This is a genomic window from Lacticaseibacillus huelsenbergensis (assembly GCF_029726355.1).
GTDB classification, from domain to species: domain Bacteria; phylum Bacillota; class Bacilli; order Lactobacillales; family Lactobacillaceae; genus Lacticaseibacillus; species Lacticaseibacillus casei.
This window is the reverse complement of record NZ_CP120687.1, coordinates 2200150-2223094: the sequence shown is the minus strand read 5'-3', so window position 1 is coordinate 2223094 and position 22945 is coordinate 2200150. Positions and strand designations below refer to the sequence as shown.

General features: G+C 48.3%; 22 protein-coding genes. 9 read left to right on the top strand and 13 right to left on the bottom strand.

Going from position 1 to position 22945, the window contains the following annotated elements:
• Positions 1-26: 26 nt before the first annotated feature.
• Positions 27-929 carry a UDP-N-acetylmuramate dehydrogenase gene (murB, locus tag LHUE1_RS10260; protein ID WP_191978407.1) on the bottom strand — a complete coding sequence of 301 codons (903 nt, stop codon included), beginning with the start codon at positions 927-929 and terminating at the stop codon, positions 27-29.
• A 134-nt stretch (positions 930-1063) separates the two neighbouring features.
• On the opposite strand from murB, the gene LHUE1_RS10255 reads away from it, so the two are divergent.
• Together LHUE1_RS10255 and LHUE1_RS10250 are read left to right on the top strand one after the other, a co-directional pair.
• Entirely contained in the window at positions 1064-1822 is a 759-nt protein-coding gene (locus LHUE1_RS10255; protein WP_049169924.1) for an exodeoxyribonuclease III, read from the top strand.
• 12 nt (positions 1823-1834) lie between these two features.
• The gene (locus tag LHUE1_RS10250; protein ID WP_049169921.1) at positions 1835-2377 is read left to right on the top strand and encodes a 3'-5' exonuclease; all 543 of its coding nucleotides are present in this window, start codon (positions 1835-1837) and stop codon (positions 2375-2377) included.
• 357 nt (positions 2378-2734) lie between these two features.
• Here the strand turns inward: LHUE1_RS10250 and LHUE1_RS10245 are convergent, their stop codons facing one another.
• The 5 genes from LHUE1_RS10245 to LHUE1_RS10225 all read right to left on the bottom strand — a co-directional run bounded on the left by LHUE1_RS10245 (position 2735) and on the right by LHUE1_RS10225 (position 7307).
• On the bottom strand, positions 2735-3994 hold the full coding sequence (locus LHUE1_RS10245) for an ABC transporter permease (protein ID WP_049172348.1): 1260 nt from the start codon (positions 3992-3994) through the stop codon (positions 2735-2737).
• On the bottom strand, positions 3987-4883 hold the full coding sequence (locus tag LHUE1_RS10240) for an ABC transporter ATP-binding protein (protein WP_049172345.1): 897 nt from the start codon (positions 4881-4883) through the stop codon (positions 3987-3989). Before LHUE1_RS10240 ends, LHUE1_RS10245 begins: the two co-directional genes overlap by 8 nt.
• A gap of 194 nt (positions 4884-5077) precedes the next feature.
• Positions 5078-5542 carry a tRNA (adenosine(37)-N6)-threonylcarbamoyltransferase complex ATPase subunit type 1 TsaE gene (gene tsaE, locus LHUE1_RS10235; RefSeq protein ID WP_047105826.1) on the bottom strand — a complete coding sequence of 155 codons (465 nt, stop codon included), beginning with the start codon at positions 5540-5542 and terminating at the stop codon, positions 5078-5080.
• Positions 5539-6516: a phosphate acetyltransferase gene (gene pta, locus LHUE1_RS10230; RefSeq protein ID WP_010489293.1), complete on the bottom strand. Its 978-nt coding sequence runs from the start codon at positions 6514-6516 to the stop codon at positions 5539-5541. The genes tsaE and pta overlap by 4 nt, the downstream gene beginning before the upstream one ends.
• 101 nt (positions 6517-6617) lie before the next feature.
• Positions 6618-7307 (bottom strand): uracil-DNA glycosylase, encoded by a 690-nt coding sequence (locus LHUE1_RS10225; RefSeq protein WP_010489295.1) that lies wholly within the window; start codon positions 7305-7307, stop codon positions 6618-6620.
• Positions 7308-7425: 118 nt separating this feature from the next.
• On the opposite strand from LHUE1_RS10225, the gene LHUE1_RS10220 reads away from it, so the two are divergent.
• The gene (locus tag LHUE1_RS10220) at positions 7426-8319 is read left to right on the top strand and encodes a Cof-type HAD-IIB family hydrolase (protein WP_049172341.1); all 894 of its coding nucleotides are present in this window, start codon (positions 7426-7428) and stop codon (positions 8317-8319) included.
• 48 nt (positions 8320-8367) lie between these two features.
• The gene (locus tag LHUE1_RS10215) at positions 8368-8874 is read left to right on the top strand and encodes an LURP-one-related/scramblase family protein (RefSeq protein ID WP_010489299.1); all 507 of its coding nucleotides are present in this window, start codon (positions 8368-8370) and stop codon (positions 8872-8874) included.
• A 108-nt stretch (positions 8875-8982) separates the two neighbouring features.
• Here the strand turns inward: LHUE1_RS10215 and LHUE1_RS10210 are convergent, their stop codons facing one another.
• Positions 8983-9555, bottom strand: coding sequence for a GNAT family N-acetyltransferase (locus tag LHUE1_RS10210; protein WP_277848323.1), 573 nt, complete (start codon positions 9553-9555; stop codon positions 8983-8985).
• A gap of 299 nt (positions 9556-9854) precedes the next feature.
• Here LHUE1_RS10210 and LHUE1_RS10205 point away from each other — a divergent pair, with 299 nt between their 5' ends.
• From LHUE1_RS10205 to LHUE1_RS10185, 5 genes are all read left to right on the top strand, one after another.
• On the top strand, positions 9855-10916 hold the full coding sequence (locus tag LHUE1_RS10205; protein ID WP_010489303.1) for an ABC transporter ATP-binding protein: 1062 nt from the start codon (positions 9855-9857) through the stop codon (positions 10914-10916).
• Positions 10906-11799, top strand: a complete 894-nt coding sequence (locus tag LHUE1_RS10200) for a carbohydrate ABC transporter permease (protein ID WP_049172338.1) — start codon at positions 10906-10908, stop codon at positions 11797-11799. The genes LHUE1_RS10205 and LHUE1_RS10200 overlap by 11 nt, the downstream gene beginning before the upstream one ends.
• 15 nt (positions 11800-11814) lie before the next feature.
• The gene (locus tag LHUE1_RS10195) at positions 11815-12636 is read left to right on the top strand and encodes a carbohydrate ABC transporter permease (protein ID WP_039638850.1); all 822 of its coding nucleotides are present in this window, start codon (positions 11815-11817) and stop codon (positions 12634-12636) included.
• A gap of 9 nt (positions 12637-12645) precedes the next feature.
• Positions 12646-13962, top strand: a complete 1317-nt coding sequence (locus tag LHUE1_RS10190) for an ABC transporter substrate-binding protein (RefSeq protein WP_049172334.1) — start codon at positions 12646-12648, stop codon at positions 13960-13962.
• A 223-nt stretch (positions 13963-14185) separates the two neighbouring features.
• Positions 14186-15427 carry an MBL fold metallo-hydrolase gene (locus LHUE1_RS10185; protein WP_217774585.1) on the top strand — a complete coding sequence of 414 codons (1242 nt, stop codon included), beginning with the start codon at positions 14186-14188 and terminating at the stop codon, positions 15425-15427.
• Positions 15428-15473: 46 nt separating this feature from the next.
• Here LHUE1_RS10185 and LHUE1_RS10180 read toward each other — a convergent pair whose 3' ends face one another.
• The 6 genes from LHUE1_RS10180 to LHUE1_RS10155 all read right to left on the bottom strand — a co-directional run bounded on the left by LHUE1_RS10180 (position 15474) and on the right by LHUE1_RS10155 (position 22592).
• Positions 15474-15662: a helix-turn-helix transcriptional regulator gene (locus LHUE1_RS10180; RefSeq protein ID WP_049172330.1), complete on the bottom strand. Its 189-nt coding sequence runs from the start codon at positions 15660-15662 to the stop codon at positions 15474-15476.
• Positions 15652-15954 carry a hypothetical protein gene (locus LHUE1_RS10175; RefSeq protein WP_049172328.1) on the bottom strand — a complete coding sequence of 101 codons (303 nt, stop codon included), beginning with the start codon at positions 15952-15954 and terminating at the stop codon, positions 15652-15654. Before LHUE1_RS10175 ends, LHUE1_RS10180 begins: the two co-directional genes overlap by 11 nt.
• Before the next feature lie 195 nt (positions 15955-16149).
• The gene (gene pgmB / locus LHUE1_RS10170) at positions 16150-16812 is read right to left on the bottom strand and encodes a beta-phosphoglucomutase (RefSeq protein ID WP_049172326.1); all 663 of its coding nucleotides are present in this window, start codon (positions 16810-16812) and stop codon (positions 16150-16152) included.
• The gene (locus LHUE1_RS10165; protein ID WP_049172324.1) at positions 16805-19066 is read right to left on the bottom strand and encodes a glycoside hydrolase family 65 protein; all 2262 of its coding nucleotides are present in this window, start codon (positions 19064-19066) and stop codon (positions 16805-16807) included. The genes pgmB and LHUE1_RS10165 overlap by 8 nt, the downstream gene beginning before the upstream one ends.
• Positions 19067-19114: 48 nt before the next feature.
• Complete coding sequence (locus LHUE1_RS10160; protein ID WP_049172322.1) at positions 19115-20860, bottom strand: glycoside hydrolase family 13 protein; 1746 nt, start codon at positions 20858-20860, stop codon at positions 19115-19117.
• A 484-nt stretch (positions 20861-21344) separates the two neighbouring features.
• The gene (locus LHUE1_RS10155; protein ID WP_049170424.1) at positions 21345-22592 is read right to left on the bottom strand and encodes an IS110 family RNA-guided transposase; all 1248 of its coding nucleotides are present in this window, start codon (positions 22590-22592) and stop codon (positions 21345-21347) included.
• Positions 22593-22945: the final 353 nt, after the last annotated feature.

Sequence of the window (22945 nt, the reverse complement as noted above, 5' to 3'; positions counted from 1 at the left end):
CCCCTTTCTTTTATTTTGAATGTAGGCTATGACTGCAAGGGTTCGCCAATGATGCGGACTTCAGTTTCCAAATCGACACCAAATTTGGCTTTAACCGTTTTCTGAATCAGGTGGATCATATCCAGATAGTCAGTGGCAGTTGCGTCGCCTAAGTTGATGATAAAGCCCGCATGCTTCATTGAAACCTGCGCACCACCAATAATGTGGCCTTGCAGTCCGGCCTTTTGAATCATCGGACCAACAAAATGATGCGGCGGCCGCTTAAAGACTGAACCGCAAGACGGATATTCCAATGGCTGTTTAGCCGCCCGTCTTGCATTCAGTTCGTCCATTTTGGCGCGAATTGCCGGTTTATCGCCGGGTTTCAGGGAAAAAGTAACGCTTAAGACAACATCGCCGGTATCCTGAACAATACTATGGCGATACCAGAACTTCAATTCGCGATGGTTATAGGTTTTGAATTCACCTGCGCGCGTCAACACATGGGCGCTGCTGATGACATTGCAGACTTCACCGCCGTATGCCCCAGCATTCATGAAAAGTGCGCCGCCGACACTACCTGGAATCCCGGCCGCGAACTCAAGACCGGTCAATCCGGCGCGATACGCAGCTTCGGTCGTGTCAATGAGGCGTGCGCCAGCCTGAGCCGTTACGGTGTTATCTGTCACCGTAATCTCGTTCATGGCCGTCAAAATCAAGACCAGTCCACGGATACCGCCATCGCGCACAATTAAATTACTTGCGTTTCCAATGACCGTTAAAGGCAAATGCTGTTCCCGCACCGATTCAACCAGAGTCCGGACCTCGGCAACGTTTTTAGGAAAAGCCAGTAAATCGGCTGGCCCACCGGTTTTTGTAAACGTATAATGGCTTAACGGTTCATCATGCATGATGGTGATCCCTTCAAGCATCCGTGGTGCATCTACCACAACATCAGGTCCTTTCAAAATGACTACTTATATATTTTAGCAGAATTTGACGCTTGTGAACACTGACCTCTCCGTGCGTTTGTTAGAAAAGTCTAGTAGAATAAAAGAGCAATGTAGCGATAGGAGTGAACGTTTTGAAATTAATTTCATGGAACGTGAATGGCTTGCGGGCCGTCTTAAAAAAAGACTTTATGACCATTTTTAATGAACTGGATGCTGATTGGTTTTGTCTTCAAGAAACCAAAATGCAGGAAGGCCAAGTGACGCTTGACCTTCCTGGTTACTATCAGTATTTTAATTACGCGGAACGCAAAGGTTATTCAGGTACCGCGATTTTTACGAAACACAAACCGCTCAATGTGACTTATGGGATGGGCATTCCCGAGCATGATAAGGAAGGCCGCATCATTACGCTTGAATATCCCAAGTTTTACTTGATGACGGTTTACACTCCCAACTCTGGCGGCGAGCTCAAGCGACTCGATTATCGTCAACAGTGGGATAAGGATTTTCGCGACTATACTAACCAGTTGGCAGCCAAAAAGCCCCTTGTTTACTGCGGGGACTTAAACGTTGCCCATGAACCGATCGACCTTAAGAATGATAAGACCAATCACCACAACGCTGGGTTCACCGATGAGGAACGTGCTGATTTTACCAAGCAGCTTAAGAGCGGCTTTATCGACACTTTCCGCCATCTCTATCCCGACACGGTCACTTATTCTTGGTGGAGTTATCGGTTCCACGCGCGCGCCAATAATGCCGGGTGGCGCATTGACTACTTTGTCGCCAGTTCAAACTTTCAGCCATATGTCAAAGATGCCAAAATTCTTACCGATATCATGGGCAGTGACCACTGTCCGGTTGAACTCACCACGCAAGATTTACTATAGGAGCCTTAAACAATGGACTTTATTGCCATGGATTTTGAAACCGCCAATCGCAAACGGGCCTCGGCCTGTTCGCTTGCCTTAGTGGTCGTGCAGCAAAATCGGGTTGTTGATAGTTTCTACACGCTCATCAACCCGCAGATGCGCTTTGATCCGCAAAATATTCGCATTCACGGGATCACACCGGATATGGTTCAGAACCAGCCGACGTTTGATCAGGTTTGGCCACATATCCAGATGTTTTATACTCCGGGTCGCATCGTCACGGCTCACAATGCCCCGTTTGATGTGTCGGTGTTGCGCCTGACACTTGACCGGTATGGCATCGCTGCGCCGCGCTATCAGGTGATCGACACTGTTCGGACTTCACGGCAATTTTTACCGAAGCTGCCGAATCATCGGTTGGATACGGTCAGTGCTGCGTTAAAAATTCCGCTGGAACATCACCACAACGCGTTGGCAGATAGTTATGCCTGCGCACGAATTCTCATTGCCGAGAACGAACATTTTGGCGAAGCCCGAACGAAAGTTATGATGAAACTGGCTAAGGCTGGTTGATGACCAAGCAAAGCTTAGGCAATCGGTCTTCATGCCATGCCAAACTCCGCAATCTCCGGCCAGCCGGGGCTGGAACGTGGTGGGCACGACTTAGAGCCTCTGCAAAACCGGCAGAGTCTCTAAGCTCGGCCTTGTACTACGCCGGGAAGATCGCCCGGCAAGTACAATTGCACCACTGAGCCCCATCTGGCCTACGATTGCTCCGCTTTGGCACTCATATCTTAAATAACCCAACAAATTACCTTGGGGAAACAAAAGGTGAACATACTCTTATCGCTAGTATGTTCACCCTTTTATTATAGCTATGAATTATGACCCAGACTAAACTGATTTAGAAGATAGCTTTATCCTGCTATATCACTTTTTAGCAACACTATGCTCTGACTTCCAGATGCTAAAGGACGTTTTCATCGACTGCCACAAGCCTGAACCGGAGTAAACCAATACATTGTTCCGGTAGACTTTTACCGTAAACATGGTAAACAGCACGAGGAAGACGAGGCTGATGGCGACGCTGATCCACGCCTCACCCATGCTTGCGCGGCCTAGTGACATCTGGGTGGGCATCACGAAAACATTCAGGAATGGGACATAGCTCGTAATCTGTGCCAAAGCCGAATCGCTTGATTGAGCCGCAATCGTAATGAAATACCCAATCAACCCCAGCATACTAATCGGCATGGCCGCCTGTTGGACCTGTTCCTGATTGGAAACCAGCGAACCGGTCAGTGCAGCCAGTACTGAGTAGGTCAAGGTGCCGATGATGAAGAAGACGACAATCATTGCTGTGGTGCCAGACACCAGAATCGAGAAGTCAAACTGTTTCAAAACACCGGACACAAACGACTGATTTTTGACGAATTGCCAACTAATCACCCCGGCAACCACATAAATTGCCAGCTGTGTCAGTAACAACGCGAAGATTCCGGCCAGTTTACCGAAGAATTGGGTGGTCGCGCTCACCGAGGACAAAAGAATCTCCATGATGCGCGAGCCTTTTTCCGTGGCAATTTCCTGAGCAAGAATCGAGCCATAAACCATGGTCACCATCAGGATCAAAATCATGGCCACAACCGCAACCCCGTGATTCATCAATTGCGTTGAGTTTGACTTGGTCACCTGTTTGCCGTTTTCGATGGCCACCGTTTTAGTGCTGACCATTGGCGGTTGCGTCAGTGCACTGACTTGCGCTGCCGTGAGATGCATACTTGCTGCGGTGCTGCTAAGTTTTAAGCCGCTGAGGGCCGTAACCAAAGTGGTTTTATCAACCTCTTGGCCGTTATCCCGCGAAACATAGCGCGAACGGAATTGATCTTTGGCATTGACGGTTAAAATGCCGTCAACTTTCTCATCGTTCAGCGCCGCATCAGCCTTTTTACTCGATGAGTACACTTTAAAATGCAAATCATCGTTGTTTTGCTTGCTTAATGCCTGACTGACCGCGCTGACATCGCTGACGACTGCCACTTGGGCGGGTGCCTGCGTTTTGGCAATGTAAAAAGCAATGCCGAATCCAATCGCCAGAAAAAGCAATGGCGATAAGACCAAAAAGATCCACGAACCGCTTTTGGCATTCTTTTTGTAAACCTGACTCATGACGACCCAGAATTTATGCATGTGTTTCACCCACTTTCAAGCGGAAAATCTCATCAAGCGTTGGTGGTTGTTGCCGAAATTCCGGTATGTACCCATTGGCGACCGCTTTTTCAAAAATCTGGCGGCCCACTGCCGGATCTGCCAGCGTCAATTCAAATTCCTGACCATGTTGACGAATGTTCGTCACGCCGTCAAAGGCTTGCAAATCATCTCGGGTTAAACCGGATTCAATGAAGAGCTTCGTCCGGCCAAAGCTTTCGCGGATGTCACCAACAGCGCCGTTTAAGACCATCTTTCCTTGTTTCAACATCACCAAATGATCCGAGATGGCTTCGACATTGGCCATATCGTGGCTGGAATAAATAATCGCCGCACCATTGTCTTTTAACATCTCAATCCCAACCATTAGCAAGCCTGCATTGACCGGATCGAGCCCAGAGAAAGGCTCATCGAGGATCACCAGTTTAGGCATATGAATCATGGTCGCAATCACTTGCACTTTTTGCTGGTTACCTTTGCTCAGGTCCTTGATTTTATCGGTTGCCTTGCCTTTCACCTGAAAACGTTCCAGCCATTCGGGAATCCGGGCTTTCACATCCGCCGTCTTCATCCCGCGCAATCGGGCAAAATAAATAATCTGATCCTGCACGCGCATCTTCGGGTATAAACCGCGTTCTTCAGGCAAATAGCCGATGATGTCATAATCCTTGGCCGTTAACGGATGGTCATTCCAGGTAATCGTTCCGGCGTCTGGGGTCAAAAAATTCAAAATCATTCGGAACGTCGTTGTTTTACCGGCCCCGTTTTGGCCAATCAGTCCCATAATTTCGCCAGGCTTGACGGTAAAACTCACATCATCAACCGCCGTCATGGTGCCAAAAGTCTTGACGAGATCTTTAACTGCTAACATGGCACACCTACTTTCTTAATCCATGTCACACGCCACATTGCTAACAGTGTAGCATGTATACTTTGCTTATCAAAATATAATTTTTAACTATCACGGGCAATGATTAACCTATCACACTAAAAATAGCACTGGAGCCACCACCGGTCTCAGTGCTATTTTAGTTGAAATTGAAATAAAAATCGATGTCGCCGAACTTATTTTAAGCTTTGAAGTAATGTTTCATAACGCTTACCCTGGGGAACAAATTCAAGATGACGGGTTGTATCCGACTGCTCATCTTTTTGAAAGTGCACCAGCAAATCGGCTTCGGGTTCGCTTGCGCCTAGAAAATCCGGCCATTCAACGACCGAGACACCGTCGCCTTCAAAGTATTCTTCAAGTCCGAGGTCCTCGGCACCACCGTCTTCCAAGCGATAAAGATCCATGTGATACAGTGGCAGCCGACCGTGACGATATTCGCGAATAATCGTAAACGTCGGGCTTTTGACATAATCCGTAATACCCAGTCCCTTAGCCAAGCCTTTGGTAAAGCTGGTTTTGCCAGCACCAAGATCACCATCTAAGAGAAGGACATCCCCTGCCTGTAAATGCGGACCTAGCGAAGCGGCGAATGCCTGTAGTTCGGCTTCGCTGGTAAAATCTTTTTTCAAGCTTGTCATAGCAAGGTCTGGGCCGCTGTAATAATGGCCAACTTGTAGACGTCTTCTTCGTTAGCGCCACGACTGAGGTCGGAAACCGGCTGATTCAAGCCTTGCAGAATCGGGCCGATGGCTTCAAAGCCGCCAAACCGCTGGGCAATTTTGTAGCCAATGTTGCCGGATTGCAATTCCGGGAAAATAAAGACATTGGCTTCACCGGCAACTTTGGACTCCGGCGCCTTTTGCTTAGCAACGGTCGGGACAAACGCCGCGTCAAACTGCAACTCACCATCCAATGCCAAATCCGGTGCCAGCTCGTGAGCTTTCTGGGTTGCGGCCACCACTTTGTCCACTTGTGGCCCTTTGGCACTTCCCTTAGTGGAAAATGACAGCAAGGCAACGCGTGGCGGATCAATGTCGAACAAAGCAGCGGTTTTCGCTGATTCAACCGCAATTTCTGCCAGTTGATCGGCATCCGGATCGATATTAATCGCATTGTCCGCAAATAAGTACCGTTCATCCCGGCCACGCTGCATGATAAACGCGCCGCTAACAAGATGAACGCCGGGACGGGTCTTGATGATTTGCAAGGCCGGCCGCACGGTATCAGCCGTTGAATGCACCGCACCGGAAACCATGCCGTCTGCTTCTTTCATGTAAACGAGCATGGTGCCAAAATAATTGGCATCCTGAACAATCTTTTCCGCCTGTTCCGGAGTTGCTTTGCCTTTACGCCGCTCAACGAACGCGGTCACCATCTTGGCGTGAAGATCATCATGCTCAGGATCGCGAACCGTCAACTTGCTTAAATCCCAGCTTTTTTCGGTTGCCAGGTTATGAATTTTCTCAGGGTTACCCAGTACAATCGCCTGCACCAATCCATCGGCGGTCAGTCGTACCGCGGCTCCTAGAACACGCGGATCCTCGCCTTCCGGAAATACAATGCGCAAATGCTTGTCGTTAATCTTGTCTTTTAAGCTTTCAAATAAATCCAAATCTTATCCCTCCATAAAAGCGCTTTATTCCTTAACATCATACCGTTTTTATCGGGTCGTGACCAGCGGAAGACAATGGAAAAACACTTTACGTGACTTGATTAACTCGCCGCAGTCACGGTTTCTGGCAGTTGCCAATTAATCGGCGTTTCGCCCATTTTCTTCAATGCTTCATTGGTACGGGAAAATGGTCGGCTGCCGAAAAAGCCGCGAGATGCCGACAACGGACTGGGATGGGCAGAGGCAATGATCGCATTTTTGCTGGTATCAATCAACGCAGCTTTCTTCTTGGCAGCATTGCCCCACAAAATAAACACAACCCCGCCACGCGCAGATAAAGCCGCAATTGCTGCATCGGTCAGCTCCTCCCAACCATGATTCTGGTGGGAATAAGCCCGGCCTGCCTGCACGGTCAAGACCGCATTCAGCAACAAGACCCCTTGATCGGCCCATGCCTTCAGATACCCGTGATGTACCGGCGGATAGCCTAAATCGCTTTGTAATTCTTTATAAATATTTTGCAACGACGGCGGCAATGCCACACCAGGCGCCACGGCAAAACTCGCCCCCACCGCCTGATGCGGATTATGGTACGGATCCTGTCCCAAAATGACCACTTTGACGTCATGAAACGGCGTCCATTCAAATGCCTGAAAAATGTGATGCATTTCCGGATAAATCGTTTTGGTCGTGTATTCTTCCTTTAAGAACTCATGCAGCCGGGCATACTCGGGACTTTCAAAAATCGGTTCCAGCACCGTCTGCCAATCATTATGTATTAATGTTTTCAAAAGCTGCACCTCCGCAAATAGTGTACAAGAATCCCTGCGCGTTTGCTACCGGGTAACCGCTTTTCATGCTAAAATTAAGGACGTAATCGCACCATGACAAACCGGAGGGGACAGTAATATGATCAAACTTATTGCATCAGACATGGATGGCACGCTTTTGAATGACAAAATGGAAGTCTCAGACGAAAATGCCAAGGCCATTCGTGAAGCGCAAGCCGCTGGTATCGAGTTCATGGTTGCCACCGGGCGCGGTGTTACCGAAGCCAAGCCATTATTGGCGGCACAGCAGCTAAAGCCCGCGTTCATCACGTTAAACGGCGCCATGGTTTTTGACGAGGCCGGCAAACCGGTTGTCACCATCCCTATCGCCGATGATTTAAGCCAGTACGTTATCGATACTTTACAAGCAGCCGACATCTACTTTGAAATCACAACTAACAAAGGCGTCTTTTCCGACAGTCGGGTTAAGCGCATTCAGAACGTGGCAGACTTGCTAGTCGATCTCAACCCTGATACCACTTACAAGCTCGCCGTTGCTTTGGCGGCTGCCCGGTTGGAAATCATGAATATTAATTATGTGGATGACTATCAAAAATTACTGGACGATCCGACGATTAAGATTATGAAAATCATCGCTTACACCGGCGAAACTCCTGACATTTTAAAGGCTCCGGCTAAAGTATTTAAAGCGACCGGCAAATTAAGTGTCACATCCAGTTCCGTTAACAATATTGAAGTCAACAATATTAAGGCGCAGAAAGGTTATGCGGTTGAAGCTTATGCCAAACAAAAAGGCATCACAATGGATGAGGTCATGGCCATCGGTGATAATCTGAATGATGCCAGCATGATCAAAATGGCCAAATACGGCATCGCCATGGGCAACGCGATCCCTGAAATCACCGACTTAGCCTGGGGTACAACCGGCACCAATGGCGAAAATGGCGTTGCCGAGGCGATTCGCAAAGCCATTCGGATCAATAAAGCGGAAGCAACTAACGCGCGTTTCTAGGATTGACAACTGAACCACATCATGCAAACCTTCAAGGGAGGTTAGCAAATGGCGTTATATCTTGACATCAATGCATTGAGTACCGGCAGTCTTAGTGTGGTCAAAACCGACAATGGTAAGCCTGCCTACATTCTGACCGCCCGTCACGGTCTCATTAACGGTGGTTTCGATTTGAATACGCTCAGTGGCAACCCGTTAGGTTCGATCCGGCAGAAAACGGTTAGTGTTTTCCCGCGATATGATCTGTACATCGCCAACCGGAATGTTGCCAGCGTCAAAAAAATGTTCGGCGTCTGGCATCAATTTATTTTTATTTCAAAACTCAACTGGGTGGCTATGGGGAATCTCTTAAATAACCATTACCAGGTCTTCCACGGCGTTAAAACGATTTTCAGTGCTGAAGAAGTTGCCCCGGCGATCGTCAAGCTAACCATTCCTAACAATCGTGACATTCCAGCCGCCATTTTGCTAGCCGCCATCCTCGATCGCTTCCGCCACGTCGGCGTGGCCGATCCGCTCAAACGTTACGAGTATGGCCTAGACTTTCCGGATTAGCGTCTGGTTTAGAAAAGTTTCTCAAACAAATAGGCATCAGAGAGAAGAAAATGCATCTCTGATGTCTATTTGTTTAGTGCATTGTGTCTCTGCCGCAAATCTCAGCCGCTACTCACCCACTGGCCGAACCATATGATCATAACGGTGACTGCCGATCATGAGTTCACCGTTTTTAACAAAGCCATTGCGTTCATAAAGTTTCTTGGCGCGCGGATTTTGCTGGTCGACATTCAAACTAACAACATCTGCTTTGCGTGAGCGGGCAACCGGGTCAACGGCTTGCAGCAATTTTGTGCCGATGCCATGGCCTTGAGCACTTGGCGCCACTGCCAGTGTGTCCAGATACCATTCTCCCGGGTAAGTTTCGGTATCCGTAAACAGCAAGGATTGTGGCGTTAAGCCCAGCTTTGGCAATAACGGTTGCAAGGCGTCATCAATGTGTGCCTCCTGTTCGTGCAGATATCCGACTGCGATGCCTTCAATTTTGCCATTTTGATCGGCCACGAGCATCTGGGGATAGCCGTAGCGATAAGTCGGCAGAAGAAATGCCTGTTGCAATACTGCATAAAGCGTCTTCTTCGGCACGCGCATCAGTTGCGGAATTTCCATTTCGGTAAAAACAATATCAATCAGCGGTGCCACCTGAGCGGCATCCGCAGGTTTACTTGGACGTATGATCACAAAAATCGCTCCTTTTTCTTGTTGTTTATTATAGCAAAAAAAGCGAACGTTCGCGTGTTACCGCTTCCGGATCATTAATCGAATGTTTTTAAGCGAATAAGTCCAATTTTCCGCCGTTCTGGGTTAAAATATGTGAAGAGTTGTGTTGAGTTGCTGCCTACTAGATGTAGTCAAGTGGTATAGCTACGACGCAATATCTTGTTCCAAATTTTCTTTTTGGCGCGACCCTGTTTGGCAAACCATGCGGGACCGACGAACGGAGGTGAGGAGCAGAAAACTATTTGAAGGAGCGTACTGGGTTGAAAGTTACTTTCAAGGACGTCACGATGTCCTACGATGGCAAGACAGATACCCTGAAGGATCTGAATTTTACCATTCCCGACGGCACGCTGGTTTCCCTGCTGGGTCCTTCCGGCGGCGGTAAAACCACAACGTTGAATTTGATTTCAGGGTTGTTGTCCCCTACTGCTGGGCAAATCTTTTTTGGTGACACCGATGTGACCAAAAAAGATGCCTTAGCCCGTAAAGTCGGCATGGTATTTCAGAACTACAGTCTGTATCCGCACTTGTCAGTGTTAGACAATATCGCCTTTCCGCTGAAAATGGCTAAAGTCAGCAAGGCCGAGCGCCACGCTAAAGCTAAGGATCTTGCCAAGTTGGTCCATGTCGAAGACCAGCTTGACAAGAAACCGGGTGCCTTGTCTGGCGGCCAACAGCAGCGTGTCGCTATTGCGCGGGCGCTGGCCAAATCACCAAGCCTATTGTTGCTGGATGAACCGCTCTCCAATCTTGATGCGCGGCTGCGAATCGAGATGCGGGAAGAGATTCGCCGAATTCAGCGCGAAACCGGCGTTACGACCATCTTCGTCACCCATGACCAGGATGAAGCCTTGCATATTTCCGACAATATCATGGTTCTGGCCAATGGGTCGATTCAGCAGTTCAGTTCACCGCAGACACTCTACGATCAGCCTAATAACCTGTTTGTAGCTAAGTTTATCGGCGAACCTGTCATTAACACCATTCCGGCACAGGCCTTAGCTGCCGATCTTGCAGGAGCCGTTCCGGAAGATATTTTGAAGCAAGCCGAAACCGCCGGCATTCGCAGTGAAGCACTCATCCCTTACGATGCCGGTGAGAATGTGTTGGCCAAACTCCATGGCAAGATTACCCAAAGTTCTAAATATGGCCGGGAAGCCACCGCCAATATTACTTACAACGGTGAACATCTCTTGTCGACCGAAATGGCCGGTGTTTCCGGTAGTCAACCGGAGTTGGATTTTTATCTCACCAAATCAGGATTCTTTCTCTTTGATCAGTCTGGCGCCTTGATTTTTGGTGGTGAAAGTCATGCTAAATGAAAAAGCCAGCTTAAAATCGACAGCAAAGGCAGCGTTGTATTTGCTGCCGATGCTCGTCATTACCATTACCTTTAACATCTGGCCGATCATCAATTCTTTTTTAATGAGCCTTTACACCAAGTATGACTTTTACACGGATAAGGTGAGCGGCTGGGGATTCGACAATTTCGTCTATCTCTGGAATGATCCTGACTTTCACCTTGCCGTGCGGAATACGTTGGTCTTTGTGGTCGGCGTGGTGCCGATAACGGTGATTCTATCCCTGATCATTGCGTTGCTGCTGAATCAGGTCAAGATCATTTCCGGCTTTTTCCGAACTGTCTACTTCTTGCCGTTCGTGACCAGTACCGTCGCCATTGCCATGGTCTGGAACTGGATGTTTCATGGCAATTACGGCCTGGTCAATTACTTCTTGAGTTGGTTTGGTGTTCATCCGATTAACTGGCTGACCGACCCGCACTATGCCTTGCTGGCGCTGATCATTATGAGTATTTGGAAAAGTCTTGGTTTTAACATCATTCTCTTCCTGGTTGGCTTGAACAACATTGATCATGGCTACTATGAAGCGGCGGAAATCGACGGTGCGAATGCTCGTCAACGATTCTGGAACATCACCATTCCGATGCTTTCGCCGATTACCTTCCTGGTTTCGGTCAATGGGATTATCGGTAGCTTTAAAGTCTTCGATGAAATCTTTGCCTTGTTCCAAGGAACACCGGGACCGGGTAAGGCCGATTTGACGATTGTGTATTACTTGTACCAGAAGTTTTACACCGAGTATAAGTATCCGATCGCCGCGGCATCAGGCGTTGTGCTTTTCTTCCTCATCTTGCTCGTGACACTCGTGCAGTTGTGGTATTCGCGCAAGCACGTTCACTATTAAGGGGGGAAGCAAAAAATGGCTAAAAAGCTCAGTAAGGTTTTACTCTATCTGATCGTTATTTTAGGGGCCATCACCATGCTGATTCCCTTCCTATGGATGATCTCGACGTCATTGAAAACAGCACCAGAAACCATTGCGGTACCACCGATCTGGATTCCCAAGTCCCTCCAGTGGGGCAATTACGTCAAGGCATGGAATGAAGCACCGTTTGGTCAGTACTTTATTAACAGTATTATTGTCACGGTCGTCACCACGGTCGGCCAGCTTTTCACCAGTATTCTTGCCGCATTTGCCTTCGCACGGCTGAAGTTTTACGGCAAAAACATTTTATTCATCATCTTTTTGGGAACGATGATGATTCCTGGGGAAATGCTGATCATCCCTAACTTTGTGACCTTGTCGCATTTAGGGCAAATCGACCACTACGGCGCGTTGATTCTACCATGGTTGGCCAGTTTCTTTACGGTTTTCACCTTACGTCAAACATTCCAGTCCACCCCGGATCAGATTTATTACGCTGCCAAAATCGACGGCGCCTCGGACTGGAAATATCTATGGCAGGTGCTCGTACCAATGAGCAAGTCCACCATCACGGCGGTGACCGTCCTTCAAGTCATCGGTTCATGGAACGCCTTCATGTGGCCGTTGATCGTCACCAACTCCGATAAGATGCGAACCCTGCCAGTCGGCTTGCAGGCCTTTACGACCGATGCCGGCACACAATATCAACTTTTGATGGCGGCTTCTACTTTCGTCATCATTCCAATGGTCATTTTGTATATCTTCTTGCAGAAGTACATTATTGCTGGGATTTCTAAAGCTGGATTGAAAGGATAATCTATCAAAATGAAAAAGCAAAATTGGGTAAAACGAGTCTTACTTGCAATGCTGACGATCACACTGGTTGCTGTCTTAACCGCGTGTGGTAGCAACAGCAGCAGCAAATCCAGTTCCACAACTAAGAGCGATTCAGGCAAACGTGTCACCATCACCTTCTGGCATGGCATGAACGGCCCTTACCAAAAAGCCATCAACCAAATCATTACCGATTTCAACAAGAGTCAAAAGCAATACAAGGTAGTCGGAACCGCCCAAGGTAACTACACGGCCCTGCAGCAAAAGATTATGGCTGCGGCTAAGTCACGCAACCTGCCAACCATTGCGCAGACCACCTACACCACCGTTCCTGATTACGTTAAAAACGGTTTTATCACCCCACTCGATCAGTACATGCTGAAGGGTGACAACAAGATGAGTGCCAGCGACTTGAAGGATATTTATCCAGCCTTCCTGTCAAGCTCGAAGTATCAAGGCAAGTACTACAGTGTACCTTTCTCCAAATCAACCCGAATCCTTTTCTATAATGAAGCCCTGATGAAGAAGTACAACATCGACAAGCCTAAGAGTTGGGAAGACATCAAGAAAGATGCCGACAAGCTGAAGGCTGATGGCGTTGCCGCGATTGGTTTTGACAAGAGTTTCGATATGGAATTTGAAGGCTTAGCCCGTCAAGCCGGCAATCCGCTCATTTCAGCCAAGCCATTGAAAGCCAACTTGGACAGCAAGAAGACCATCACCGCAGCCAACTTCATCATGGACATGGTCAACAATGGTGAAGCCAAAACTGCCGGTGAAGATATTTACGGCGACAAGAACTTCACTTCCGGCAAGACCCTCTTCTATGCCGGTTCAAGTGCCGGGATCACGAACATGAAGCAAAATGCACCTAAAGACTTCAAGTGGGGCACCATGCCGCTGCCAAGTTACAAAGGCAAGAAAGCGACCGAACTCGCCGGTAACGATATTGTCCTCTTCAAGTCCGCTTCAACCGACCAGCAAAAAGGCGCATGGGCATTCATGAAGTTCCTGCTATCTGAAAAGGAAACTTCCAAGTGGGCCCAGCTGACCGGTTATGTTCCACTGCGTAAGTCCGCGGTTCAATCAGCTGACTTCAAGAAATATCTGAATGAAAACGAAACCAGTAAGGCTGCCGTTGATTCCCTCGGCTTTGGTTTCCAGTCCACGGCATTTATCGGCTTCTCGGAATATCGTAACGATCTTCTGAACGCGGTCGATGCTATGCTGACGAAACACGAAAAACCGGAACAGGCATTAAAGACCTTGCAAGGCCAAGCTGAAACCATTATCAAGACAAACAAGTAAAGCAGCTCAATCATTCGCGTAGATGATTGAAGCTAAGCATTGTTTTAAATAGCGCCAGACATGATCGACCCCAGAGATGCACCGCGTCTCTGGGGTCGATTTGTTTCAAGCGATACCTGGCCGCTATGATTGCTCAAATGAAATTCTTTATTTGCTTTTCAAACATCCGCGGAGTACGATTTAATGTTCTCAAAAATATTGACGAGACATTGGAGGAAATCACGTGACTACAATTCGCTTTTTAAATGGGTTAAATACCATTGGCGGAAATATTGTCGAGTTTGCCACTAAAACCAGCCGGGTCATCATGGACTTTGGGGTTGCGGCTGATTTAAGCCAGGAAACTGTAGCTTCGGCCCTCGAGCAGGGAAAACTGCCGCATGTGCCGGAACTCTTTTTCAATCAACCTGATCATTTTTCCGACGAAGCAATTTTTATCTCCCATCTGCATATTGACCACATGGGCGCTTTGCAGTACTTGCAAAAGGATATCCCGATTTATCTTTCGGAACCGTCCTACCGCCTCTATCGACTGCTCATTCAGTTGGGTATCGAAAAACCGGTCGCTAACCTACATCCTCTCGCTTTTGAAACCCCGCTTGCCGTTGGCGATCTGACGGTCACTGGGTTTCACAGTGATCACGACGAGCCGGGTGTCATGGCGTTGCTGGTCGATGACGGTTCGCGCCGTTTTGCGCACTCAGGCGATGTCCGGCTCAACGGCCCGCATGCTGATCGGGTTCACGCATGGGCCAAACGGTTTAAGGAAGAAAAAGTGAGTCTTTTGATGCTGGAAGGCACTAGTTTTTCGTTTGACACCCCGATTCCCGTTGAAGATCAGGATCATCCCAGTGTGCCATTGACGGAAATGAGCCTGCAGACCAAGTTTCAGCAATTATTGGCGGATAGCTCACAGCTCGTGGTCATCAACCCTTACAATCGCAATTACGAGCGCTTAGAGGCATTTCAAGTTTCGGCTCATGTCAATGGTCGGCAAATGGTTTGGGAGCCTAATGAAGCGGCTATTTTGACATCTATGACCGGTACGCAGCCCGATGCCATTCTCGGCCAAACGATCCAGCTGACTGACATTGCCCAGCAACCGCAACGCTACGTTCTTCAAAACAGCTTTGCAAATCTGGCCTCACTAGCAAACTTACCGATCAGCGCGTACGTTCACAGCAACGGTGAACCGCTGGGCGACTATGATCCGCGTTTCGCTCAGTTAAAAGATTGGTTGGCTGATCACCAGATTCCATTAGTGTTCATGAATGCCTCAGGCCACGCCGCTCGGGAAGATTTGATTGAACTAGTCAAAGAAGTCAACCCGCGTGTCGTCGTGCCGTGGCATAGCTTCCATCCCGAACGCGAGGCTGACGCGATTGATGCCCAGACAAATGCCGATGTTCTATTGCCAGAAAAAGATTTGTATTACGATTTCGATCCTTTAACTGAAGAAGAATAGTTAGCAAAAAACAGGCTGCAAAGCAAACACTTTGCAACCTGCTTTTTTAATGCCGGAACAGTTCATCCACTGTCGTCTGTAGCTGCTTGGCTAAAGCAAAGGCTAAGGAAAGTGTCGGGTCATACTTATTGTTTTCAATAGCGTTAATGGTTTGGCGTGTGACGTTAACAGCATCGGCCAGTTCCTGCTGAGTCAGATTTTGCCGGGTTCGGAGGGTGCGGATTTTATTTTCCATGGAACATCAAAGAGAGCAATCCAAGCGTGAGGATGATCGCCACTAGTGCAATTGTCAGATAAAAAACCCGGCCTGGTTCTTTATCTGTTTGATCAGCATGATGCTTGAACCATTCATAACTGGCAATTTGAACAACCATAGCAACATTGACCACAAAGAAATCAAAGTTCGTCTGTCCGGTTCGAATTAGTTCATAGGTTCCACTAGACCACAGCATTAAAAACATCATTAGGTAAGCAATTCTAATCGAGCGATCAGCAAACTTGCGCTCCATTTCATCCATTTTTCTCAAGGAAGCCACCCCTTAATGTCAAATACTTTTTACATTACGATTATATACCACTCAAAATAGATGTCAAAAGTTTTTGACTTCAAACATAAACCATTTAATGATCCCCGCAGCATTTAAACCAGTAACCCACTAATGCCAAATTAAAAAAGAACCAGTCACTGACCGATCCTTTCAATAAAGCTCTTATTACGCTCATTACCGCCGTTCAAACGCCGCCACAATGCGATCATAATCCAGCTGATCCGTCGTTGACACGCGATAGTCGGCCGCGGCTAACTTGTCCGCATCCCCAATGCCCACCGCAAATTGGCCAGCCGCTTTGATCGCTGCAATGCCGATCGGCGCGTCTTCAAAACTGATGACCTCAGCGGCTTGCAACTGCAACAACTGCTGGGCTTTGATATAAATTTCCGGGTCGGGTTTGCCACGGTGAAGGCTGCTCGGGTCAACAATGGCATCGAACTGTGAAGCTAAGCCCAGTCGCTGCAAAATCATTGGGGCGTTTTTAGATGCCGAAGCAATTGCCATTTTCAAGCGGTGTTGCTTGGCCTTTTCCAGTAACAACGGGATCCCCGGTAGGATATCCGCGGACGTAATGGACGCAACTAATGCCCGGTAGCGCAGGTTTTTCTCCTCCGCCAACGCCACCTTTTGCGCCTCATCATAATTCCGTTCCTGATGGCCGTACCGCAAAATCAGTTCAAGCGAGTCCATGCGCGCGCGGCCGCGTAACGCCGCATCGGCTTCAGGCGGCAAGTGAATGCCCAGCCGCTCAGCCAACTCATGCCACGCCGCTAAGTGGTACTTTGCCGTGTCGGTTAAAACACCGTCCAAATCAAAAATAAAGCCTTTAAGCATGGCCATCCTCCACTTCCAAGTGCACCGTTTTGCCATCAATAGTAATATCCAATGACGGTCCGGCCAGTAGTGAGACAGTGACCTTTTGCCCGACATCAACGGCTAATAAGCGCCCGCGATAGTTGAGTTTGAACTGATATCGGCGCCAATTTTTCGGCAACTGGGGGTGGAACCGCAACTGATCATGATCGTAGCGCATGCCCGCGAAGCCCTGCACGATCGCCAGCCAGCTGCCGCTCATGGACGTGATGTGCAGGCCGTCTTGCGTATCGTGATTGTAATCATCCAGATCCAAGCGAGCAGTGCGGGCGTAAAGTTCAGTTGCCTTATCGATTTTGCCGAGTTCAGCTGCCAACACTGCATGAATGGAAGGACTCAGCGAACTTTCGTGAACCGTGAGCGGCTCGTAAAAGTCAAAGTTGCGTTCTTTTTCCGCCTTGGTAAAACGATCATTCAGGAAATACAAGCCTTGTAACACATCGGCCTGTTTGATGAACGGTGAGCGCAAAATGCGATCCCATGACCAATGCTGGTTAATCGGCCGCTGATCTGCCGGAATCGTGCTGGCAGGCCGCAAATCCTTATCCAGAAAGTCATCCTGTTGCACAAAAATACCCAATTGGTCATCGGTCGGATAATACATATGGTCGATAATCGCCTGCCAATGCTGCTTTTCCTGATCAGTCACGGCAAGTGCAGCCACAATATCGGCATCGCCTTTTGCCAATCGTTCTAGGGTATACTGCAACTCCCACACGGCCATGGTATTGGTGTACCAGTTGTTATTCACGTTATTTTCATACTCGTTGGGACCGGTCACGCCATGGATCATGTATTGCTGGGTGCGCTGGCTAAAATGAACTCGATCCGCCCAAAAGCGTGCAATCCCCACCAATACTTCCAGGCCGTCATGCTTCACATAACTCTCATCGCCGGTATAAGCCGTGTATTGATAAATGGCAAATGCAATGGCAGCGTTGCGGTGAATCTCTTCAAACGTAATTTCCCATTCGTTATGACATTCAATGCCGTTAAACGTGACCATTGGATAGAGTACGCCAGCTAAGCCTTGTTGCCGAGCATTGTGAAAAGCCCCCGGCAACTGATCATGCCGATATTGCAACAATGCCCGCGTCACTTCCGACGGGGTCACAGCCAAATACATTGGCACGATAAATGCCTCCGTGTCCCAATACGTCGCCCCACCGTATTTCTCGCCAGTAAATCCCTTTGGCCCGATATTAAGCCGCTTGTCTTCGCCGTAATAAGTCATAAACAGCTGGGCAATATTAAACCGTATGCCTTGTTGGGCGGCTGGATCGCCTTCGATCACGACATCACTTTTAGCCCAGCGCTGGTCCCAGCGGGCAGTGTGCGCGGCCAAATGCGCTGCAAAGCTTTGGGCGGTTACTTGCTTCATCAGCTGAGCCGCCGCCGTTGCTTGGGCCGCCGGTGCAACATCACGGCTGGTAACCACAATCGCGTCTTTTTCCAGTTGATAGCTCTGGCCTTCCGCTAACTGCACCGTCACCTGCTCATGTAATTGACCGCTTGTTGTGGCGACCTGACCATTCACTGGCTGATCATTCACGCGCAACTGTTGCTTGAGCAAAACAGTAAACTGCGGTACCCCATAAGGATTAGGTTTAGTTTGCAGCTGAATACTTTTGGCTGCCGCATCTTCATGCAATGGCACCCAAAAGCGCTCATCATAATTACTGTCTTCGTTGGTGACCTGACCATCCAAAGATGCATCAAACGTCATCGCGGCATGACCACGCAGCACCGTGGCCTTGACGCTCACAAATGCCGCTTCTTTAATGGTTTGGCTTAGAAAGCGGGCAAACTCAAACTGCACTTCCACACCATCGCCAATATAGACAAAACGCCGTGTCAGCAAGCCCTGATGCAAATCCAGCGCAAGATAAAAATCCCGGTACCGACTCGTTGCTAGATCCACCTGCTCGCCATTGACCGTAATTCCGATCCCCAGAAAACTCGGTGCATTAATCACCTTGCCAAAATATTCAGGATAGCCGATTTTCCACCAACCGACCCGGGTTTTATCCGGAAACCAGACACCGCCTAAGTAAGTGCCTTGAAGTGAATCGCCACTATAGCCCTCCTCAAAGTTACCCCGGAGGCCCATATAGCCATTACCAACGGCCGTGATACTTTCCTGCAACCGCCGATCAATCTTATCTAAATGATGCGTGGCAACCAGCCAAGGATCAATTTCAAATAATCGTTTCAAATTTTTGCCCTCTCTATGCAAATTGAACGTGCAACTGTCAATTTGTCATCAACCCGCGACAACCATGAATCCTTTAGGCGCCAACTGACCATTCACAAATCCTTGCGCGAAAACAGCCTCCCTATTGACGGCAACTGGCTGCTCCGTGGTATTAAAATAGCCTGTCAGCATCTCGTTTCCCTGCCGAACCACTTTAATCAAGCCGGTATCAGTCACACTTAGCCTTGTCGTACCGGTTCCAAGCGTGGTTGCATGCTGACGGCGAAAATGAACCAGTGCGGCTACCCTTTTCCAAATCGGCTGACCCAGTTTAGCCCAATCCATCGGCTTCCGGTTATCCGGATCGGCACCACCGGACATGCTCATTTCGGTTCCATAATAAAGGCAGGGGCTGCCGGTTTGCATCCACGTGAATGCCAACGCCTGCAACGCCAAGTCCTCATCCCCATGCGCCAACGTCAGAATCCGCGGCGTATCATGCGAATCCAACATGTTCAGCATCACCTGATTGGTTTGATCTCGATACAACATCAATTGATCCGTCAACAAGGCAACCAGTTCCGCTGCCGTCCGCCGCCGCTTGAAAAAGTGATCTTCAATCTGTTGCGTGAAAGGATAATTCATCGTCCCTGAAAATTCGTCACCATTTAACCACGCCTGACTGCGATGCCACACCTCACCCAGCACATAAAAGTCCGGTTTGATTGCTGTGACCGCGTGATAGAACTTTTTCCAAAAATGATGATCCACTTCATTGGCAACATCCAAGCGCCAAGCGTCGATATCAAACGTTTTGATCCAGTACGTCGCCACCATCAACAAATAGTCCTGCACTTCCGGGTTGGCAGTGTTCAATTTGGGCATTTTTTCTTCAAAGGCGAACGTATCATATTGCGGTTGACCTTCACCCTTAAGCGGATTATGAAAAGGCGTCACCGGGGTTTGATGCAAATGAAACCATGATGCAAAGCGGGACTTTTCACCATTGCGCAACACGTCTTGCCATTGCAGGCTGCCATAACCCATGTGATTAAACACCGCATCCAACATCACCCGCATGCCGCGTTGATGCGCCGCGTGAATCAATTTAGCCAACAACGCCTTATCGCCAAACGCAGGATCCACGTTTAGGTAGTCGATCGTGTCATATTTGTGATTCGAAGTAGCAGTAAAAATCGGGCAAAAGTACAATCCATTGATCCCCAGGGCCTGTAAATCATCAAGGTGATCCAGCACCCCTTGCAAATCACCGCCATAAAAATCCTCTCGTCCAGGATGATCCGTCGGGTGCCATGGTTTGGTACCATCTGGATCGTTATTAGGATCACCATTGGCAAACCGCTCCGGAAAAATCTGATACCACACCGTCGTTTTCACCCAGTCAGGCGTTTTGACGCGGTCAATCGCCTGAAAATAAGGCATCCGAAAATAGTTTTCAGCCTCATGCCGTGCGTCCGCGCTATCTTTGCGCAGGCCACGATCGCCGTACAGCCATACCGTGCCATCTTGGCCAGTCACTTCAAACAAGTATTGCAGTCGACGATAAGGCGCCTCCAGCGTCACGACCCAATGGTCCAACACTTGCCCGGTGCCTAAAAGCGTCATTGTTTCGCGCTGATAGACGAGCTGATCAGCGCCATGGGCATCGGGAATGCGCCAATACGGATCACCATACAGAACCGTCACCTTTGCGACATCCTGGCGGGCAGTATGAAAACGCAGATGAAGCGTCTTATCCGTGTATAAAAAGCTATCTTCACTTTCCGGTCGATGCGCTAAAGCCGCCAAATTCATGACGCAACCCCTCCTTGAACTGACTCCTGTGTTAAAAATTCACCGCATTGGTTTGAGCCATACGATTTGATATCTATACGGCGATCATACAGCCTTCACGCAGCACACTCAATCAATCCGCATGCTGTTTTACCTTTTGCTGTCCCCGATCATCACAAAAAGCTTAGGCAATGAGTCCCGAGTCGTGCCAAACTCTGCAATCTCCGGCCAGAGGGGGCTGGAACGCTGTGGGCACGACTTTGAGCCTCAGCAAAGCCCGCTGAGTCTCAAAGCTCGGCCTTGTACTACGCCGGGAAGAGCACCCGGCTAGTACAATTTTCTACCAGAAGTCAAGTCTCATTCATTAGGTTTTTCAGTGTTCTTGCGGTTTTCTTGTGGCGTATCGATAACGCCATGATCTAAAAATTTGAGTACACTAAACTAAGCCTTCGGTATTTCATTTTTTGACGGAGGTTGTTAGAATAAGTGTTGAATCAGATGTTGCCTATCGGCCTTTAGTTGCGATGCGATAGACATAGGTCTGATTGTTAATAACTAAACTGTAGAGTGTCCTGATGAGACGTGAAACAGATGCAATGGCAATCTTCTTGGTTCCGACCGCCGAAGAAGATTGCTTTTTCTTTTTGTAATAATCAACGATATGGTTGGGTTTGTTGGATCTGGCCGCAGAGGAAACCATGCAATTGATCACGCGATAGAGAATCTTACGAGCGTATGGATTACCGCGCTTTGAGATATGATCGCTTGCCGTATAGTCACCTGATTCATAATGACGAAGATCAATGCCTACGTAAGCATTAACCTGATTGCTTTTCTTGAAACGGGTTAAATCGCCAAGTTCTGCTAACAAAGTTACGGCGGAGGTTACCCCAATGCCAGGTAAGGATTCAAAGATTTTTAGCTCGGGTAGCGGAATAGCTAGAGAGCACATTTCCTTAATCAAATGTTTACGCCGTGCTGAGAGCCTGATTAGCTCACCCGCAATGTATTGAACCTGTTCTAACTCAACTGGTACTGCCGAGACGGCTGGAGCGGCCGTCAGTGCTACTTTGCCAAGCTTGTCCGCAATTGATTTCGCCCGTTGTTCGGATGTCGGGTACGGCGTTAGATGCCGCAGTGTTTCCACAAAAGCATCGAAGTTCTGACGAGACTTTAACAATATCTGTGGATGTGGGAATGTTTGGACAAGCCGCCAATAGAAAATACCATCAGTCGTTCCTGTAACGTGTTCCAACTCGGGAAAAGTTAACTGCAGGTATCGATGTAGGCGATTTTTGTTCGTCACTAAATCCTGAACTGCCTCTTGATAAGTGCGATCTAAGTCTTTCAAGGCCATGTACACTGGATCCTCGACAAACGATTTACTACGATTCAAGATCAACTGACTTTGTGAGAGGCCGAGTGCATCCATGCGATCAGTCTTTCTCCCGTGAAGTCCCTTGATCATTGATAAATCATGCTTGGCTTGAAGCGGATTAAGCTGCATGTAGGGAACTGCATGTATCTCCAGAAAATGCTTGAGTCGCCGCGAGTAGACACCGGTCGCTTCAAAGACCACTTCAGGGATCTGTTCAGTATCCTGATCTGAGTATTGATGGATTAACTTAAGCAACTTGTCAAAACCCAGTAAATCATTAGTAATGGTGCAAGAATCGACTTCTCGTTGTGGTTCCGCCACAACCGAAACAGAAGTCTGTTTAGAACTCACATCCAGACCAATTGCAATACGCATGTAATTACCACCCTTCAAATTTTTGGATCCTGGTCATCTACTTTTCAATACACGGCGTCAAAGCGCCCATTAGACTGCGACCAGACTCTCAGGATCAATGAAGCCCGCCAATTTCACCCACGGCATTAAATGCCAAGTTGTAATCTACGGCGTTGGCTTCACGCTCACTCTAACAAAAAAAGTGATAGATATTGATCTGGCCTGATCAATATCTATCAACTAAGTTAGTCTATTTCACAGCTGAGCCCCCCTCTGGCCTACGATTGCTCCGCTTTGGCACTCATATCTTGAATAACTCAGGAAAATAAAAAGAGTGAACACACTCATTGCCGAGTATGTTCACTTCTTTATTG

Excerpts from the sequence above, each read along its gene's own strand:
- LHUE1_RS10250 (WP_049169921.1), top strand. The coding sequence starts at position 1,835 with ATGGACTTTATTGCCATGGATTTTGAAACCGCCAATCGCAAACGGGCC.
- LHUE1_RS10245 (WP_049172348.1), bottom strand. The coding sequence starts at position 3,994 with ATGCATAAATTCTGGGTCGTCATGAGTCAGGTTTACAAAAAGAATGCC.
- LHUE1_RS10240 (WP_049172345.1), bottom strand. The coding sequence starts at position 4,883 with ATGTTAGCAGTTAAAGATCTCGTCAAGACTTTTGGCACCATGACGGCG.
- tsaE (WP_047105826.1), bottom strand. The coding sequence starts at position 5,542 with ATGACAAGCTTGAAAAAAGATTTTACCAGCGAAGCCGAACTACAGGCA.
- LHUE1_RS10220 (WP_049172341.1), top strand. The coding sequence starts at position 7,426 with ATGATCAAACTTATTGCATCAGACATGGATGGCACGCTTTTGAATGAC.
- LHUE1_RS10215 (WP_010489299.1), top strand. The coding sequence starts at position 8,368 with ATGGCGTTATATCTTGACATCAATGCATTGAGTACCGGCAGTCTTAGT.
- LHUE1_RS10200 (WP_049172338.1), top strand. The coding sequence starts at position 10,906 with ATGCTAAATGAAAAAGCCAGCTTAAAATCGACAGCAAAGGCAGCGTTG.
- LHUE1_RS10195 (WP_039638850.1), top strand. The coding sequence starts at position 11,815 with ATGGCTAAAAAGCTCAGTAAGGTTTTACTCTATCTGATCGTTATTTTA.
- LHUE1_RS10190 (WP_049172334.1), top strand. The coding sequence starts at position 12,646 with ATGAAAAAGCAAAATTGGGTAAAACGAGTCTTACTTGCAATGCTGACG.
- LHUE1_RS10180 (WP_049172330.1), bottom strand. The coding sequence starts at position 15,662 with ATGGAAAATAAAATCCGCACCCTCCGAACCCGGCAAAATCTGACTCAG.
- pgmB (WP_049172326.1), bottom strand. The coding sequence starts at position 16,812 with ATGCTTAAAGGCTTTATTTTTGATTTGGACGGTGTTTTAACCGACACG.
- LHUE1_RS10160 (WP_049172322.1), bottom strand. The coding sequence starts at position 20,860 with ATGAATTTGGCGGCTTTAGCGCATCGACCGGAAAGTGAAGATAGCTTT.
- LHUE1_RS10155 (WP_049170424.1), bottom strand. The coding sequence starts at position 22,592 with ATGCGTATTGCAATTGGTCTGGATGTGAGTTCTAAACAGACTTCTGTT.